17 protein-coding genes are annotated in these 13,310 nt (G+C 68.2%); 2 read left to right on the forward strand and 15 right to left on the reverse strand.

The window, feature by feature from the left end; translation table 11 throughout:
• Positions 1-17: 17 nt before the first annotated feature.
• The 11 genes from BH708_RS04710 to melA all read right to left on the reverse strand — a co-directional run bounded on the left by BH708_RS04710 (position 18) and on the right by melA (position 8,380).
• On the reverse strand, positions 18-1,013 hold the full coding sequence (locus tag BH708_RS04710; protein ID WP_253705472.1) for an endonuclease/exonuclease/phosphatase family protein: 996 nt from the start codon (positions 1,011-1,013) through the stop codon (positions 18-20).
• A 102-nt stretch (positions 1,014-1,115) separates the two neighbouring features.
• Positions 1,116-1,511 (reverse strand): glyoxalase, encoded by a 396-nt coding sequence (locus BH708_RS04715; protein WP_371329968.1) that lies wholly within the window; start codon positions 1,509-1,511, stop codon positions 1,116-1,118.
• Between the two features lie 63 nt (positions 1,512-1,574).
• On the reverse strand, positions 1,575-2,174 hold the full coding sequence (locus BH708_RS04720; RefSeq protein WP_076807014.1) for a dihydrofolate reductase family protein: 600 nt from the start codon (positions 2,172-2,174) through the stop codon (positions 1,575-1,577).
• An 85-nt stretch (positions 2,175-2,259) separates the two neighbouring features.
• The gene (locus BH708_RS04725; RefSeq protein ID WP_253705473.1) at positions 2,260-2,619 is read right to left on the reverse strand and encodes a hemerythrin domain-containing protein; all 360 of its coding nucleotides are present in this window, start codon (positions 2,617-2,619) and stop codon (positions 2,260-2,262) included.
• A 135-nt stretch (positions 2,620-2,754) separates the two neighbouring features.
• Positions 2,755-3,096: a VOC family protein gene (locus BH708_RS19960; RefSeq protein WP_076807016.1), complete on the reverse strand. Its 342-nt coding sequence runs from the start codon at positions 3,094-3,096 to the stop codon at positions 2,755-2,757.
• Positions 3,097-3,112: 16 nt separating this feature from the next.
• Complete coding sequence (locus BH708_RS04735) at positions 3,113-3,865, reverse strand: ZIP family metal transporter (protein ID WP_076807017.1); 753 nt, start codon at positions 3,863-3,865, stop codon at positions 3,113-3,115.
• A 52-nt stretch (positions 3,866-3,917) separates the two neighbouring features.
• Positions 3,918-4,430 (reverse strand): carbohydrate ABC transporter permease, encoded by a 513-nt coding sequence (locus BH708_RS20260; RefSeq protein ID WP_256386309.1) that lies wholly within the window; start codon positions 4,428-4,430, stop codon positions 3,918-3,920.
• A gap of 21 nt (positions 4,431-4,451) precedes the next feature.
• Positions 4,452-4,784, reverse strand: coding sequence for a hypothetical protein (locus BH708_RS20265; protein ID WP_253705475.1), 333 nt, complete (start codon positions 4,782-4,784; stop codon positions 4,452-4,454).
• Entirely contained in the window at positions 4,781-5,686 is a 906-nt protein-coding gene (locus tag BH708_RS04745; RefSeq protein WP_076807019.1) for a carbohydrate ABC transporter permease, read from the reverse strand. Before BH708_RS04745 ends, BH708_RS20265 begins: the two co-directional genes overlap by 4 nt.
• Positions 5,670-6,842 (reverse strand): sugar ABC transporter substrate-binding protein, encoded by a 1,173-nt coding sequence (locus BH708_RS04750; RefSeq protein WP_253705476.1) that lies wholly within the window; start codon positions 6,840-6,842, stop codon positions 5,670-5,672. The genes BH708_RS04745 and BH708_RS04750 overlap by 17 nt, the downstream gene beginning before the upstream one ends.
• Before the next feature lie 149 nt (positions 6,843-6,991).
• Positions 6,992-8,380, reverse strand: a complete 1,389-nt coding sequence (melA, locus tag BH708_RS04755; RefSeq protein WP_076807022.1) for an alpha-galactosidase — start codon at positions 8,378-8,380, stop codon at positions 6,992-6,994.
• A gap of 91 nt (positions 8,381-8,471) precedes the next feature.
• Between melA and BH708_RS04760 the strand changes: the two genes are divergently transcribed.
• Positions 8,472-9,359 carry a helix-turn-helix domain-containing protein gene (locus BH708_RS04760; protein WP_076807023.1) on the forward strand — a complete coding sequence of 296 codons (888 nt, stop codon included), beginning with the start codon at positions 8,472-8,474 and terminating at the stop codon, positions 9,357-9,359.
• Positions 9,360-9,375: 16 nt separating this feature from the next.
• Here the strand turns inward: BH708_RS04760 and BH708_RS04765 are convergent, their stop codons facing one another.
• The gene (locus BH708_RS04765) at positions 9,376-9,945 is read right to left on the reverse strand and encodes a DapH/DapD/GlmU-related protein (protein WP_076807025.1); all 570 of its coding nucleotides are present in this window, start codon (positions 9,943-9,945) and stop codon (positions 9,376-9,378) included.
• Positions 9,942-10,139 (reverse strand): hypothetical protein, encoded by a 198-nt coding sequence (locus BH708_RS04770; protein ID WP_157235748.1) that lies wholly within the window; start codon positions 10,137-10,139, stop codon positions 9,942-9,944. The genes BH708_RS04765 and BH708_RS04770 overlap by 4 nt, the downstream gene beginning before the upstream one ends.
• A gap of 236 nt (positions 10,140-10,375) precedes the next feature.
• Here BH708_RS04770 and BH708_RS04775 point away from each other — a divergent pair, with 236 nt between their 5' ends.
• A complete protein-coding gene (locus BH708_RS04775; RefSeq protein WP_076807028.1) occupies positions 10,376-11,140 on the forward strand; it encodes an alpha/beta hydrolase in 765 nt (254 codons plus the stop codon).
• A gap of 112 nt (positions 11,141-11,252) precedes the next feature.
• Here BH708_RS04775 and BH708_RS04780 read toward each other — a convergent pair whose 3' ends face one another.
• A complete protein-coding gene (locus BH708_RS04780; RefSeq protein ID WP_076807030.1) occupies positions 11,253-12,164 on the reverse strand; it encodes an Ltp family lipoprotein in 912 nt (303 codons plus the stop codon).
• Positions 12,165-12,684: 520 nt separating this feature from the next.
• Entirely contained in the window at positions 12,685-13,305 is a 621-nt protein-coding gene (locus tag BH708_RS04785; RefSeq protein ID WP_076807032.1) for a hypothetical protein, read from the reverse strand.
• Positions 13,306-13,310: the final 5 nt, after the last annotated feature.

A 13,310-nucleotide genomic window follows, 5' to 3' on the forward strand; every position in this document is an offset into this window, starting at 1 on the left:
CCGGCATCACGGGCGGCTCAGGGAAGCGAGACCAGGGCCTGCACCGGGGCATGGTCCGAGGGATATCGGCCGTCCTGACTCGTCGAGACGTTGATCGCGGCCTCATGGGTGGTGACGTCCTCGGTGCTGAGGATCCAGTCGATGCGAGTGGACCCCTCCTCGGGCTCCTCGTAGCCGAGGAAGGTGCCCCAGGCGGGGGTGAGCTGTTCGGCGGCGGTCTCCCAGGTGTCGACCGTCGGCCCGTCGGTGACCAGGGTGGTGTAGGCCTCGGAGTCCCCGGCGGGCGCATTGAAGTCCCCGGTGACGATGGTGGGCAGCCCGTCCAGCTCCCCGCCCTCGAACAGATCCGCCATCGTCTGAGCGCTCTGGACCCGGGAGGGCTCGGACTGGTGGTCGAAGTGGGTGTTGATCGCCGCGAACTCGGTGTCGGTCTCCCGGTCGTGCAGACGCGCCCAGATGATCATGCGGCTGATCTCGTTGCCCCAGGTGGCCGAGCCGATCACGTCGGGGGTGTCGGAGAGCCAGAACTGGTCCCAGGCGAGCAGCTCGAAGCGGGTGGCGTCGTAGAACAGCGGGGAGTACTCGTCCTGGCTGCCGCCGTGGCGGCCGTAGCCGACGAACTCGTGGTCCGGAAGCGCCTCCTGGATCGCGGAGAGCTGGTCGAACTTGCACTCCTGGACACCAAGGAGGGTGGGCTGCTCGCGCTCGAGCAGGTCGATGACGAGCGGCCGACGATCCGGCCAGTGGTCGGGGTCCCCGCTCTCCGTGTCGCCGACCCGCTCCAGCCGGATGTTGAACGTCATCACGTGGAGGCGGTCGTGGGTGGGCTTGCCGATCAAGGGGCTGCTGCCCTCCTCGGACCCGGGCGTCTCGGGCTTCGCGGGGGCGGAGGTGGCGGGGAGGGCGACGGCGGCGGTGACGCCGACGGCGGCGACGCCGACGCCGGCGAGGAGGTGACGGCGATCGAGGGCGAGGGCCATGGTGGTCTCCTGGGGATCGGGAACGGCAACCACGACGACCGTATGCAGCCATCACCGGACCAATCGGACATGCCACCGGGCCGACGGCGAGTGTTCATGCGGTCGGCATCGGCCCGCCACCGACGGGTCGACGGATCAGTCCGGGGTGAGGACCTCCAGGCGGTTGCCGAAGGGGTCCCGGGCGTGGAAACGCGGGTACCCCTCGAAGCTGGTGCGCTCGGCCCAGTCCACGTCGCCGTCGACGGATTCGATCCGTGCGGCCATCCGTTCGAGCTGCTCGGCGGTGTCGACGACGAGCGCCGGGTGCGCTGTGCGCGCAGGGTGGAACGGGTCCTCGATCCCGCAGTGGATCTCCGCGAGGACGGCGCCGTCCTCGATGTGGCGAAACCAGCAGCCGCCGCGACCGGCCAGAGCGGGCGGTTTGGCGACCTCCGCGAGGCCGACGTCGACATGACGCTGTTCCGCTCTGGACTCCGCGACCCAGAACGCCGACCTGGAGGCGACGGAGACGTCCGACGTCGCGATCGCCACCGCGGTGCTCGCCGAGGAGAAGGAACGGCTCGGGGTGTGAGATCGCCGCGAGCTCGAGCGTCGTCAGGCTCTGCGGCGCCGGGGTCGGTAGGTTCGTCCGACGCTTCGCTCCGCGCCCTCGATGGGCCCGACCAGCTCCCAGTCGTAGCGGAGACCGCCGGGGACGTCGAAGATGCGGGTCCCATCCCCCAAGAACACGGGGGCGACGAAGATCTGCAGCTCGTCGACCAGATCGTGCGCGAGGGCCTGACGAGCGAGGTCGGCGCTGATGATCTGCAGGTCCTTGCCGCCCGCGGCATCCTTCCCGAGGCGGATCGCCTCCCGGATGTCGCAGTTCAGGGGAACGATGCCCGGCCCGTCGCTGCCCGCAGCGATGACGCGGGGATCGTCCGCGAGCTCCTCCGGGCGGTGAGTGAGGACGAGCTCGACGCCGCTCCAGGCTCCTCCGTAGGCCTCGGAGGTCAGATCGTCCCGCTCGCTCGCCTGCGCGAGCGCGGCGTCGTAGCCGCGGCGGCCCGAGAGGATCGCGCCGACGGCGCCGGCCAGCTGCTCCGAGGCGACGTCGTCGATCCCCTCAGCAGCGGACAGCCAGCTCATGTCGTGATCGGGGCCGGTGATGAATCCGTCGAGGGAACAGGTGAATCCCCACGCGACCGTGCTCATGGTTCCTCGTCTCCTGCTGAGCGCGTCATAGCGATCCAGCATGTTCTCGTGGTGGGCTTCCAGGGCGCCTGGTGGACGACGGGAGTCATAGTGGCCCCAGCACGTCGTATGGATCGGCCGTCAGCGCGAGGGTATCCAGCACGGAGAGCAGTTGACGTTCCTCGTAGGCGAAGTGGCTCTCCATGATCGCCGCGATCCCCTCGAGGTGCTGGTCGATCTCCGCGCGCGATGCTGCTCTCTGCGTGGCGGCCTGCAGGGCGCCGACCAGATGGGAGATCATCGAATGGTCCTGCACCAGGGAGCGCAGGGTCTCGCGCAGCTCGGGATGGGCCGCGGCGATCGCGGGGAACAGGAGACGGTCCTCGCCGACGTGGTGATCGGTCAGGGCCGTGCAGAAGCCGTGGCAGTACAGCAGAAGATCTCGGGTGGCCCGTTCCGTGGGCACACCGCCATCGAACGCGGCGCGTGTCACGCGCAGGGCTTCTCACAGCCGCTCGTGGACGGCGCGCAGTTCTCGGCTCCAGGCGGTCAACCTGGCGTTCTCGCCCTCAGTCACGAGAGGGCGAAGGGAGCGACGCAGTCATCGTCGTCCTCCTTCGAGGTCCGGCGCCTCCATGTCTGACAGGACTGCCACCGACACGCGACGCTGGCACCACGCTACACGGCCCCGGGCCGGCCTGGGAACGGGGCTCGGCGCACCGACGTGAGAGCGCTCCTCGCCGGACGTGCGCCGGCCCGACGCGACGCACCTCGTCCCGGCGGCGATGCCCTGGTCCATCCGACAGAACTCGTCGTCCTCCGGGTCGGCCATGACCAGCCACCCGTCATCGTCCCACCGCACCGCCGTCGCGCCGAGACCGATCGACCAATGCTGCTCGGCGAGGGGATCCTGGGCCATAACGTCGAGGTGCAGCCGGTTCACGTGCTGTCGCGCGACGTCATCCCATCGCGTGCAGGCTCAGCGCGGCGAGGAAACCCAAGGTCGCGAGCAAGCCGGTGTACAGCGAGTCCTTCGCGAAGGCCTCGGGGATCATCGTGTCGGTGATCATGGCGAGGATCGCCCCGGCGGCCAGTGCATTGACGGCGGCGAGAGCAGTCGGCGAGGCCCCGTCCAGCATCACGTATCCAGCCAGCGCCGCCACCCCGGAGGCCAGGGCGATCGCGCCCCAGATCCCGAACACGTAGGTGCGGCTGCGGCCGGCGCGCTTCCAGCCGGCGCTGCTGGAGAGCCCCTCGGGCACGTTCGAGATGAACACGGCTGCGAACATCGGGATGCTGAGACCGGGGCCGGCGAGCACGCTGAGCCCGAGCACCATCGATTCCGGGACCCCGTCCAGCAGGGCGCCGATCGCGATCGCTCCCCCGCTGCCGGACTGCTCATCGGCCCGGGGCTGCTGGTCACCGGAGCGTTTGCGGTGGCGAGCCCCGAAGCGGGAGAGCAGGATGTTCAGCCCGACGTAGATCACCGCTCCGGCGAGGAAGCCGCCGCCGGTGGCGGCCAGACCGCCCTGGTCCATGGCATCGGAGACGAGCTCGAGCGTCAGCGCGGAGATCAGCACCCCGGCGCCGAAGGCCATGATCCCGGCGACGACGGTCGCGGGGACCTTCACGAACCAGGCGATCGCGCTGCCCAGCAGCAAAGCGCCGCCGGCGATCAGGCCGGCGAACAGGGCCAGGAGCCACGGTGCCATGATTCCTCCGAGGACCTCGGGCTGCGTCGTACGGTTCCGACCCTAGCCCGGCTCACTTGATCCCGGTGCTGGAGATCCCTTGGACGAACTGCTTCTGGAAAACGAGGAACACGACCAGGATTGGTAGCACGGTGATCGTTGCGACCGCCATCACGGCACCCCATGGAGAGGCAAAGGCGGGGTTGCTGGTCAGGGTTGACAGACCCACGGGCACGGTGAGGTTCTCCGCTCCCTGCAGGACCACCATCGGCCAGAGGAAATCATTCCAGCGCGCCATGAAGGCGAGGATGACGAGCACCCCGACCAGCGGACCGCAGGTGGGCAGGACCACCGAGAAGAAGGCACGGAACTCGCCGGCACCGTCCACTCGGGCAGCTTCGACCAGCGCGTCCGGCACGCCCAGCATGAACTGCCGCGCGATGAAGATGCCGACCACGTCGAAGGCCGTGGGGAGTATGACCGCCCACGGGGAGTCGACAAGGCCGATCTGTGCGACCACCAGGAACGACGGGACGATCGTGACCTGGATCGGAATCATGATCGTGACCATGAACGCCGCGTACACCAGGCCACGCCCGGCGAAGCGTTACTTGGCCAGCGCATAGCCAGCTCCGAGAGACACCACCACGGAGATTGCCGTTGTGATGACCGAGATGAACAGGGAGTTCCAGATCCATCGCCAGACGGGCTGAGTGGTGAACACCTCCGTAAAGTTTCCCATGGTCGGCGCCTTCGGCCACAAGTAGAACTCGGAACTCTGCGATTGTCCGCCCGGAGTCAGCGCGGAGACGACCATCCAATACAGGGGAAAGACCATGAGAATCGCGAGCAACGCGAGGACGGCAACCAGGAGCCATCTCCGCGGCGGGACCGTTGCGGGGCGTGACGTGACGTGGTTGGTGCGGGCGATTGTGCTCATAGGTAGCTCTCCGCTCTCTTCGAGGCACGCTGCCGCAGCAGCGTGAACAGCAGCAGGATCGCGACGAGGACGAGTCCGAGGGCGGCCGCGTACCCCATCTGTGCGTCCTGGAAAGCGGCGCGAAAGACATACTGGATGAGCACCGTGGTGGAGAACCCTGGCCCGCCTCCCGTCAACACGTAGATGATGTCGAAGGCCTGCAGGGAGAACACAACATTCAAGATCAGAAGGATCGAGGTCGTCGGAGCGAGCATCGGGAACGAGATGCGGCGGAAACGGGCCCAGGGCCCGGCCCCGTCGATCGATGCGGCCTCGATGATCTCACTTGGCACGGACTGCAGGGCGCCGAGATAGATGACCATGCAGAATCCGATTCGCGTCCAGACGACCACGATGATCAGCGTGAACATCGCCATGCTCGGCGAGGTCAGCCAAGGCACCCGGCCCAGCCCGAGGACCACCAGGGCATTGTTCGCGACACCGTAATCCGTGTTGAAGATCCACGACATGATGACGCCGACCACGACGCCGGCGGCCACCATCGGGACGAAGAAGAGAGCTCTGAGCACGCCTCTGCCCGGCAGCGGTCGGTTGAGCGCCACCGCGAGCGCGAGGCCGATCGCCATCGACGTCGGGACCGTGCCGACAGCGAAGACGAGAGTGTTGACCAGAGCGGTGCGGAAGAGGTTGTCCGAGCCGAGCTCCTGGAAGTTCTGCAGTCCCACCCAGTCCCCGTCGCCCAATGTCTGCGTGTCCTGGAAGCTGAGAGTGATCGCGATGATGATCGGAACCAGCGAGAAGGTCAGGAAGAGCAACGCTGCGGGGCCGACGAAGATGTAGGGAGTGATTCGGCGTCCCGTGCGCTGTCGTGCGCGTGCAGGGGCTTCAGCGAGACGTGACACTGAGCATCGCCTCCATCATCTGCTGGGACGCCTCCTGCGGAGTCAGCTCGCCAAGCAAGCAAAGATCCAAGTAGTCCGCGAACACGGCGTTCAGAGAGCTGAAGAACTCCCCGGACTGCGCTTTGACCATGGACAACGGAATCGTGCCGCCCTGATCGATGAACAGCTGCATCACCTCTCCGTGGTCCGCGTACCCGATGTCCTCGGCGGTCAACGAGCTCCGCGACGGGATCCAGTTGCCGTCATGGCAGAAGCTCCGGATGTTCCGTCGACTGGTCAGATACGTGACCAGTTCGGCGGCGAGCTCGGGATGCTTCGACGACTTCGTGACCGCGAGCGCGTTCCCTCCGAGGTCGGAGGCCTCCGCGCTGTTGCGGATCATCGGCGCGACGCCCCATTCCCCCGGGCGGGCCTCATCGAAGGAGGCGATGGCCTCGGGATTGGTCAGAGCCATTCCCACCTGCCCGGTGTTAAACAGGTCGAAGTCGACGTGCCCGCCGCCGGACTTGCTCATGTTGCTACGGCTGACGAGGCCATCCGTGTACCACCGACGACCGAACTCCAGCGCGTTGATCGCCTCCTCGCTGTCCATGGACGGGGTCCGCCCGTCCTCTCCGAGGAATGTTCCACCGTTCTGGTAGACGATCGGCATCCATCGGTAAGCGGTGTCAGGTCCGCTCCATCCGTAGGAGAAGGCGTAATGACCCGTCGCCTTCTTTACTTCCTGCGCGATATCGAGGAACTCGTCCCATCTCCACGCATCCTCGAGCCTCTGAGGAGGCTCCACTCCGACCTGACTCATGATCTTCTTGTCGTAGAAGGTGATGAAGGTGTCGGTGTGCTGGAAGATTCCGAACAGACCGTCCTCGCGTTGGCCTATCGCCCAGAAGGGGTCGCTCCAGTCCGCCGGATAATCGGCTGGGACGGTGTCGCTGATGTCGACGAGACTCCCGTTCGCCGCGTATCGACCGATCTGTTGCGGTGTGATGCGGATGATGTCCGGAGCGAGGTCCGCTGCAAGCCGGGTGATGAACCACTGGTGGAACTGCCCCGTCGTCACCTCGACCGACACGGACGTTCCCGGATGGTCGGCGACGAATTCGTCGGCGATCTCTTGGTAGGAGACCAAATCGGTTGGGATGTTCCAGGACGACAAGCGCAGGTGCTGGGTCTCGGTGCTCTCGCCGTGACAAGCGGCGAGAGCGCCAGCTGCCGAGATCCCGGCGACCGCGAGGATCTGGCGGCGTCCGACGAACGGGTTTCTCATGCGGTCACTCTCCTTTGAGCAGCGCAGACGGTTCGGCCTCAGCTCCGTAGGCTCTCCGGCAGCAGCTCACGATGTGCGGCGAACAGCTCCTCGGTCATGGCGCGGGCGTCCTCGAGAGTCACCTGGGCGGCGGTCAGCGGGTCCATCGCCACGGCGTGGAAGACGTTCTCGCGGTTGCCGGTCAGGGCGGCCTGGACGGCGAGCGTCTGGACGTTGACGTTGGTGCGGTTCAGGGCGGCCAGCTGCAGCGGCAGCTCTCCGATCGCAGTGGGCTGGACGCCGCTGGCGTCGACCAGGCACGGCACCTCGACGCAGGCGTCGTCCGGGAGGTTGGTGATCAGTGCACCGCCGTTGGGCACGTTGCCGTGCACGACCGACGGCGTGCCGGTGACGATCGAGTTCACGATCATCGCGCCGTACTCGACGGAGGGCGCGAGCTCGTCCTTCAGCCGCTGCAACTGGGTGTCGATGTCGCCCTGGTCATCGTGCGCGGCGCAGATCTCGTAGTAGTCCCAGCGCTCGGGGATGTACTCCTCGGTCAGCTCCGGGGTCTTGCGGAAATAGGGCAGGTACTCCGAGGCGTGGTGGCTGGATTCGGTCTCGAAGTAGCCGAAGGTGTTCATCAGCGCGGTGCGCACCTGCTCGTTGCCGCCCTCGTAGGTGCTGGCCGCCTCGGCCGCCTCGCTGTGGTCCCCATCGTCCCCGGCGAGGTCGGCGCCGCCGCGGCCGCGCTGGTGGCGCTCGGCCATGACCTCGCGCAACCGGGGGTAGAGGTCCTCCCTGCCGCGGGAGAACTCCAGCACCCAGGCCTGGTGGTTGATGCCGGCGCAGCGGTAGCGCACCTCGTCGTAGGGGACGTCCAGGCTGCGGGCGAGCATGCGGGTGGTGCCCTGGACGCTGTGGCACAGGCCCACGCAGGACAGCCCTCGGGCGTTGAGGTACGCGGTGGCCATCGCCATGGGGTTGGCGTAGTTGATGAACTGGGCGCGCGGGCACACCTCGAGGGCGTCGTCGATGATCGCGTCGTAGGAGGCGACCGAGCGCAGGAAGCGGAACACGCCTCCGGGGCCGACGGTGTCGCCGACGGCTTGGTCGATCCCGTACGTCCGGGGAATCTTGACGTCGTGCGCGTAGGACTCGACCCCGCCCACCTGGAAGGTGATGATGACGGCGTCGGCGCCGTCCAGCGCCGCACGGCGGTCGGTGGTCTCCTCGACGGTGACCGGGAACCCGTGGTGGTCGACGAGCTCCCGGGTCGCGCTCGCGACCGGGCCGAGCTTGTCGGGGTTGATGTCCATCAGGGTCAGCGTCGCCTCGCGCAGAGCGGGGAAGCTGAGGATGTCGCCGATCAGTCGGAAGGGGAACACGAAGCCGCCGGCTCCGATGATGGTGATCTTGGGGTGGGAGAGGAAACGCGTGGAGCTCATGGCTCCACGCTAAGGACGCCTCAGGGCGGAGGTCTCGCCCGATTCTGCGCTCTCCGTCCAGGATCCTTCGATATGGGCTTACGCTGAGCCGATGACGCCGCTGCCTCAGTCGCCGCCGGCCCCGCCCGAGGTCGAGACGATGGCGCCCGCGCTGTGGTGCCGTCGCGGGGATCCGCCGCAGATGCAGTCGATGCATCGCCATGACGATCTCGAGATCAATGCGGTGCTGCGCGGTGAGCTGCGATATGTGTTCGCCGGGCGTCCGTTCGTGGTGCGCGAGGGCCAGATCGCCCTGTTCTGGGCAGCGCAGCCCCACGGCCTGGTCGACTCCCGCGCCGGGGACGTGTGCTGGATGCACGTGCCGATCTCGACGTTGCTGGGCTGGAACCTGCCGGAGGCGGAGATCAGTGCGCTGCTGCGCCCGCAGCCGCTGGTGACCGACTCGGAGCTGGTGCGCGCACGCATCGAATCGATGATGCCGTCGTGGCTGGCGGAGTACCAGGACGACGAGACCTCGGCCCTGGTGCTGCTGGAGATCCGGGCGACGGTGCGCCGCGCCCTGCGGGCCGCCCTGGCCGACGGCCCGGTCCGCTCCCCCTTCGCCGAGGTCGATGAGGGAACGTTCCGGGCCGACGGTGCCCGGCGAATGCCGGAGGACTCCATCGCCCACACCATGACCATGGCCCAGTTCGTCATCGAGCGCTTCCGCGAGCCGCTGCGCATCGAGGACGTCTCCGCCGCGGCGCACCTGACGCCCTCGCACGCGATGACCGTGTTCCGTCGGACGGTGGGTGCCACGATCGGCGAGTACCTCACGATGTGCCGGGTGGCCGAGGCGCAGCGCCTGCTGATGACCACGTCGGCGGCGATGCCGGAGGTCGCAGAACGCAGCGGCTTCGGCTCGCTCAGCAGCTTCTACGCGCACGTGAGCGCGGCCTGCGGGATGGCGCCGCGGCAGTACCGGCAGCGGATGAGCTGAGCGGGCGAGGGGGTGATCAGTCCTCGATGGCGCGCACGACCCGCGCCGGGGAGCCGACGACGAGCGTCCTGGCGGGCACGTCCTTGGTGACGACGGAGGCCGCGGCGACGACGGCATCATCGCCGATGGTGACGCCGGGCAGGATGGTGGCGTTCGCGCCGATCCAGACGTTGCGGCCGATCACCACGCGACCGGGGTGCATGTCGCCGCGACGGCTGGGGGCGAGGTCGTGGTCGAGCGTGGCGATGAGAGTGTTGTGCCCGATGAGGCAATCGTCGCCGATCTCGATCCCGCCCTGGTCCTGGAACCGGCAGCCGGCGTTGAGGAACACGCATCGGCCGAGGTGGATGTTCTTGCCGAAGTCGGAGGTCAGGGGCGGGAACAGGGTGACCGTCTGGTCGATCTCCGTCCCGGTCAGCTCACTGAGCAGCTCTCGCACCCGGGCGGGCTCGTGATACCTGCCGTTCAGCTCGCCGGTGATGCGCAGCGCCTCCTGGCTGGCCTCGTGCATCACGGTGTGCAGCGGGGAGTCCGAGGGGATGCGCTCGCCGGTGTTCAGGGCGGCGAGCAGGTCGGCGAGAGTCATGCGTCCGCCCCTCGACGCAGCGCCACGGCGAGTCCCCCGACGAAGGACGATTCCGCCCCGGAGGCGTCGAGGTGGACGGGCTGCGGGTCGAAGCGACGGGCGTCCTCGATGATCCGCGTCTCGTCCAGGGCATGCTCACCGCTGCGGACCTCGTCGCCGACGGCGAGGTCCTCGAGGCAGAGTCGGGTCTGCACGATCACGTGTCCTCCGGGGTCCGGTGGTGGATGTTCACGTGCGCTCCATGATCACCCGGATCAGCGTCCCGTGGGCGTCGTCGGCCCCGCCCAGGGGTGCCCTGGGAGGGGACCGTCGGTCAGGGTGCCCCTCGGAGCAGGGTGATCAGGGCCTGCGCCGGGACGTGGTCGAGGGAAGGCCGGTGTGGCGTCGGAGGTGGGGCGCGGGCCGCTGCGGGAGCGGCTACCGTGCTCCCGTGGCTGCTCCTCACCGTCTTCGCGCCTGGACCCTCCGTCTGCTGGTCGCGCTGCTCGTGCTCGTGCTGGTCGCGGTGATCGGCCTCGTGGTCTGGAGCCGGATCGGGGTGATGGAGGCCGAGGAGGACCCGCTGCGCACGGTCCTGCAGGATCCGGAGATCGAGGTCGCGGAGACCTCGAGCGCGATGGTGCTGCAACCGGCCGATACGGACCCCACCCCGCTCGGGCTGGTTTTCTACCCCGGGGCGAAGGTGGAGCCGGAAGCATATGCAGCCCGCCTGGCACCGTTCGTGACGGAGCAGGCCATGACGGTGGTGATCGTGAAGCCGTGGCTGCGCCTGGCACTGCTGGATCGGCGCGGCCTGGAGACCTTCACCCAGAAGGCACCCGAGGTCGGGTCCTGGATGGTCGGCGGGCACTCCCTGGGCGGCGTGCGGGCCTGCCAGCTCGCGCCCGAGGCCGACGCACTGGTCCTGTTCGGCTCCTACTGCTCGAACGATCTGCCTGATTCGGGCTTGCCTGTGCTGAGCCTGGCCGGCAGCGAGGACGGTCTGTCCACACCGGCCAAGATCGCCGATGCTCGCGAGAAGCTCCCCGCGGACGCGGAGATGATCGAGATCGACGGGGCGAGCCACGCCAGCTTCGGCGACTACGGGACCCAGGACGGGGACGGCACGCCACTGATCTCCGACGCGGCCATGACTCTGCAGATCACGGAGGCAGTGGCGGAATTCGTCGGCACCGAAGGGTTCGGTTCTCGCTGAGCGCCGAGGCGGGCCTCAGCGACTGGGCCTTGCCTGGTGATCGCCTGGTGCACGGCGCGACGGGGCGCCCACCGTGCGGTGGACGCCCCGTCGCGGACTCGGGTGAGAGCCGTCAGCCCTCGAGGTTCTCGACGGCGTAATCGGCCTGCTCCTGGGTGAACTGGTCCCCGTACTCGGAGGACAGCTGGTCCCGGATGGCCTCCGGGGACATGTCCATCGTGTCGCGGTAGGACGTGGCACTGGCCAGAGCGTTCGCGTTCCAGTCCGCCTCGATGGTGTCGATCGCGTACTGCGCCTGCTCGGCAGTGAACTGCTCGCCGTACTCGGAGGTGAGCTGGTCGTAGATGCCTGCCTTGGACATATGCATCGTGTCCGAGTAGCTCTCGGCCGACGCGAGTGCGTTCTCGTTCCAGTCTGCATCGACGTTGTCGACGGCGTACTGGGCGGCCTCATCGGAGAACTGGTCGGCATACTCCGAGGTCAGCTGGTCGAACAGACCCTTCTTCGACATGTGCATCATGTCCGAGTAGCTCTGGGCGCTGTTCAGCGCGGAGGTGTACTCGGCGGGGACCTCGCCCTCGGCCGGAGCCTCCTCGGAGGCGGGAACCTCTGCGGCCGGGGCCTCCTCCTCGGCCGGTTCGTCCGCGGCGGTGGGCTTCTCCTCTGCGGGCTCCTCAGCCGGGGCATCCTCGGCGGCGCCGGCCTCCTCGTCGATCTCGGCCGGTTCGGCGGTTGCGGTCCTGGACGACGTCGCGTCGTCGTCGCCACCGGAGAAGGCCACCACGGAGCAGCCGCCGACCAGGAGGACGAGAAGGAGGATGCACCCGCAGCCGGCGGCGATCAGGCCCTTCTTCTTGCCGCTCTTGGCGGGAGGGGTCGGCGGGACACCGGGAGCGCCGCTGTTCGAGGTGCCGTACGGGGTGGCGCCGCTGTTCGCGGCGCCATACGGGGCGGCACCGAAGTTCGGTGCGGACGGCAGATCCGAGGAACCCGGATCCCGGGGCGAGGGCGAGGTGCTGTTCACAAGTGCACTCCATTCTGAGGGCGAGACGTCGTTCCCTGGGCACAGGGGTGCCAGGGCTACTGCTGAGAGGTCAGGCCCGCTGCGGGGTGCGTGAGCTCCATGGCGCAGAGTCTGCGAGGAGCATCGGCATCCGATCCGTGATCGGAGGGGGAAAAGCTGCCGGTTGAGGCCTTCATGAGAAGATTACGGAGGGCGTCCGACGAACGACGCCGTTTCACCGTCAATCAGGTGTGTGCACCGCGTCACGCCTGCTCCGGCGGCGCCCGCTGACGGACGTCATCACAGCCGTCTTCCAGCGTCCTGCACGGTCCGGAGCATGTGCGGCGGGGTCGGCAGCGCGGTGGCGAGGAGGGCGCCGGCCCCGGCCACGACCGCGGCGATCACGACGGGTCGGCCGGACCGCTGAACGCCCGGAACGACATCGAAAACCACCCTCCCTGATCCTGCGGACGCAGTGACGGGCACCTGCCAGCGCCCCGTCGGCCGCCCGCAGTTCGGGGCGGGACGGTCTCGGTAGGGGTCAGGCGAGCGCGTGCCGTCGGGCATACGCGTCGCGACAGCCCAGGGCGCAGAACCCGAGCGTCTCACCGTCCGTCTCGATCGTGAGAGCACGCGGCCCTCGGCGCACGAGCATTCCGCAGATCGGGTCGACGAGATGGCCGTCGGGAACGGGGTCGTTGCGACCGTTCTCGACGGCGGCACGGTAGTCGGAGATCAGCGCGTCCAGGACGTCATCCGCCGTGGAGGATGCTCCGTCCATCCCGATGCTGCCGTCGGGGACCCCGTTGATGAGCACCCACAAGGACCCGGGCTCGCGCTGCCAGCCGTGCCTCGTATCGACGCGCCGGAGGGCGGCTTTGACGGCCCCGATCATGGGGCGCGCCATATCGTCCTGCCATGCCCGCGGCACCGTGACCGACGCGATCACCGGCGGGGCCTCCTCGGGATTCGCGGGCCCATCGCCGGTATGCCAGTCGGTCAGGTCACGAAAGCCCAGGTGGGCCATCTGGCGAGCGCGATGCATCGTCTCCGGGGGCGCGTGATCGTCCGTGAGGACGACCGAGCAGATCTGCTCGATGATGGCGCGGCGATCCGTGTCGTCGTATCGTCCGACGGGGCATGAGATCTCGATCAGAATCATGACTG

Origin of the sequence: Brachybacterium sp. P6-10-X1, from assembly GCF_001969445.1 — a bacterium.
GTDB lineage: Bacteria > Actinomycetota > Actinomycetes > Actinomycetales > Dermabacteraceae > Brachybacterium.

Coding starts and splice junctions, on each gene's coding strand:
- BH708_RS04720 (WP_076807014.1), bottom strand. CDS start 2,174: ATGAGCACGGTCGCGTGGGGATTCACCTGTTCCCTCGACGGATTCATC.
- BH708_RS04735 (WP_076807017.1), bottom strand. CDS start 3,865: ATGGCACCGTGGCTCCTGGCCCTGTTCGCCGGCCTGATCGCCGGCGGC.
- BH708_RS20265 (WP_253705475.1), bottom strand. CDS start 4,784: ATGAGCACAATCGCCCGCACCAACCACGTCACGTCACGCCCCGCAACG.
- melA (WP_076807022.1), bottom strand. CDS start 8,380: ATGAGCTCCACGCGTTTCCTCTCCCACCCCAAGATCACCATCATCGGA.
- BH708_RS04760 (WP_076807023.1), top strand. CDS start 8,472: ATGACGCCGCTGCCTCAGTCGCCGCCGGCCCCGCCCGAGGTCGAGACG.
- BH708_RS04765 (WP_076807025.1), bottom strand. CDS start 9,945: ATGACTCTCGCCGACCTGCTCGCCGCCCTGAACACCGGCGAGCGCATC.
- BH708_RS04785 (WP_076807032.1), bottom strand. CDS start 13,305: ATGATTCTGATCGAGATCTCATGCCCCGTCGGACGATACGACGACACG.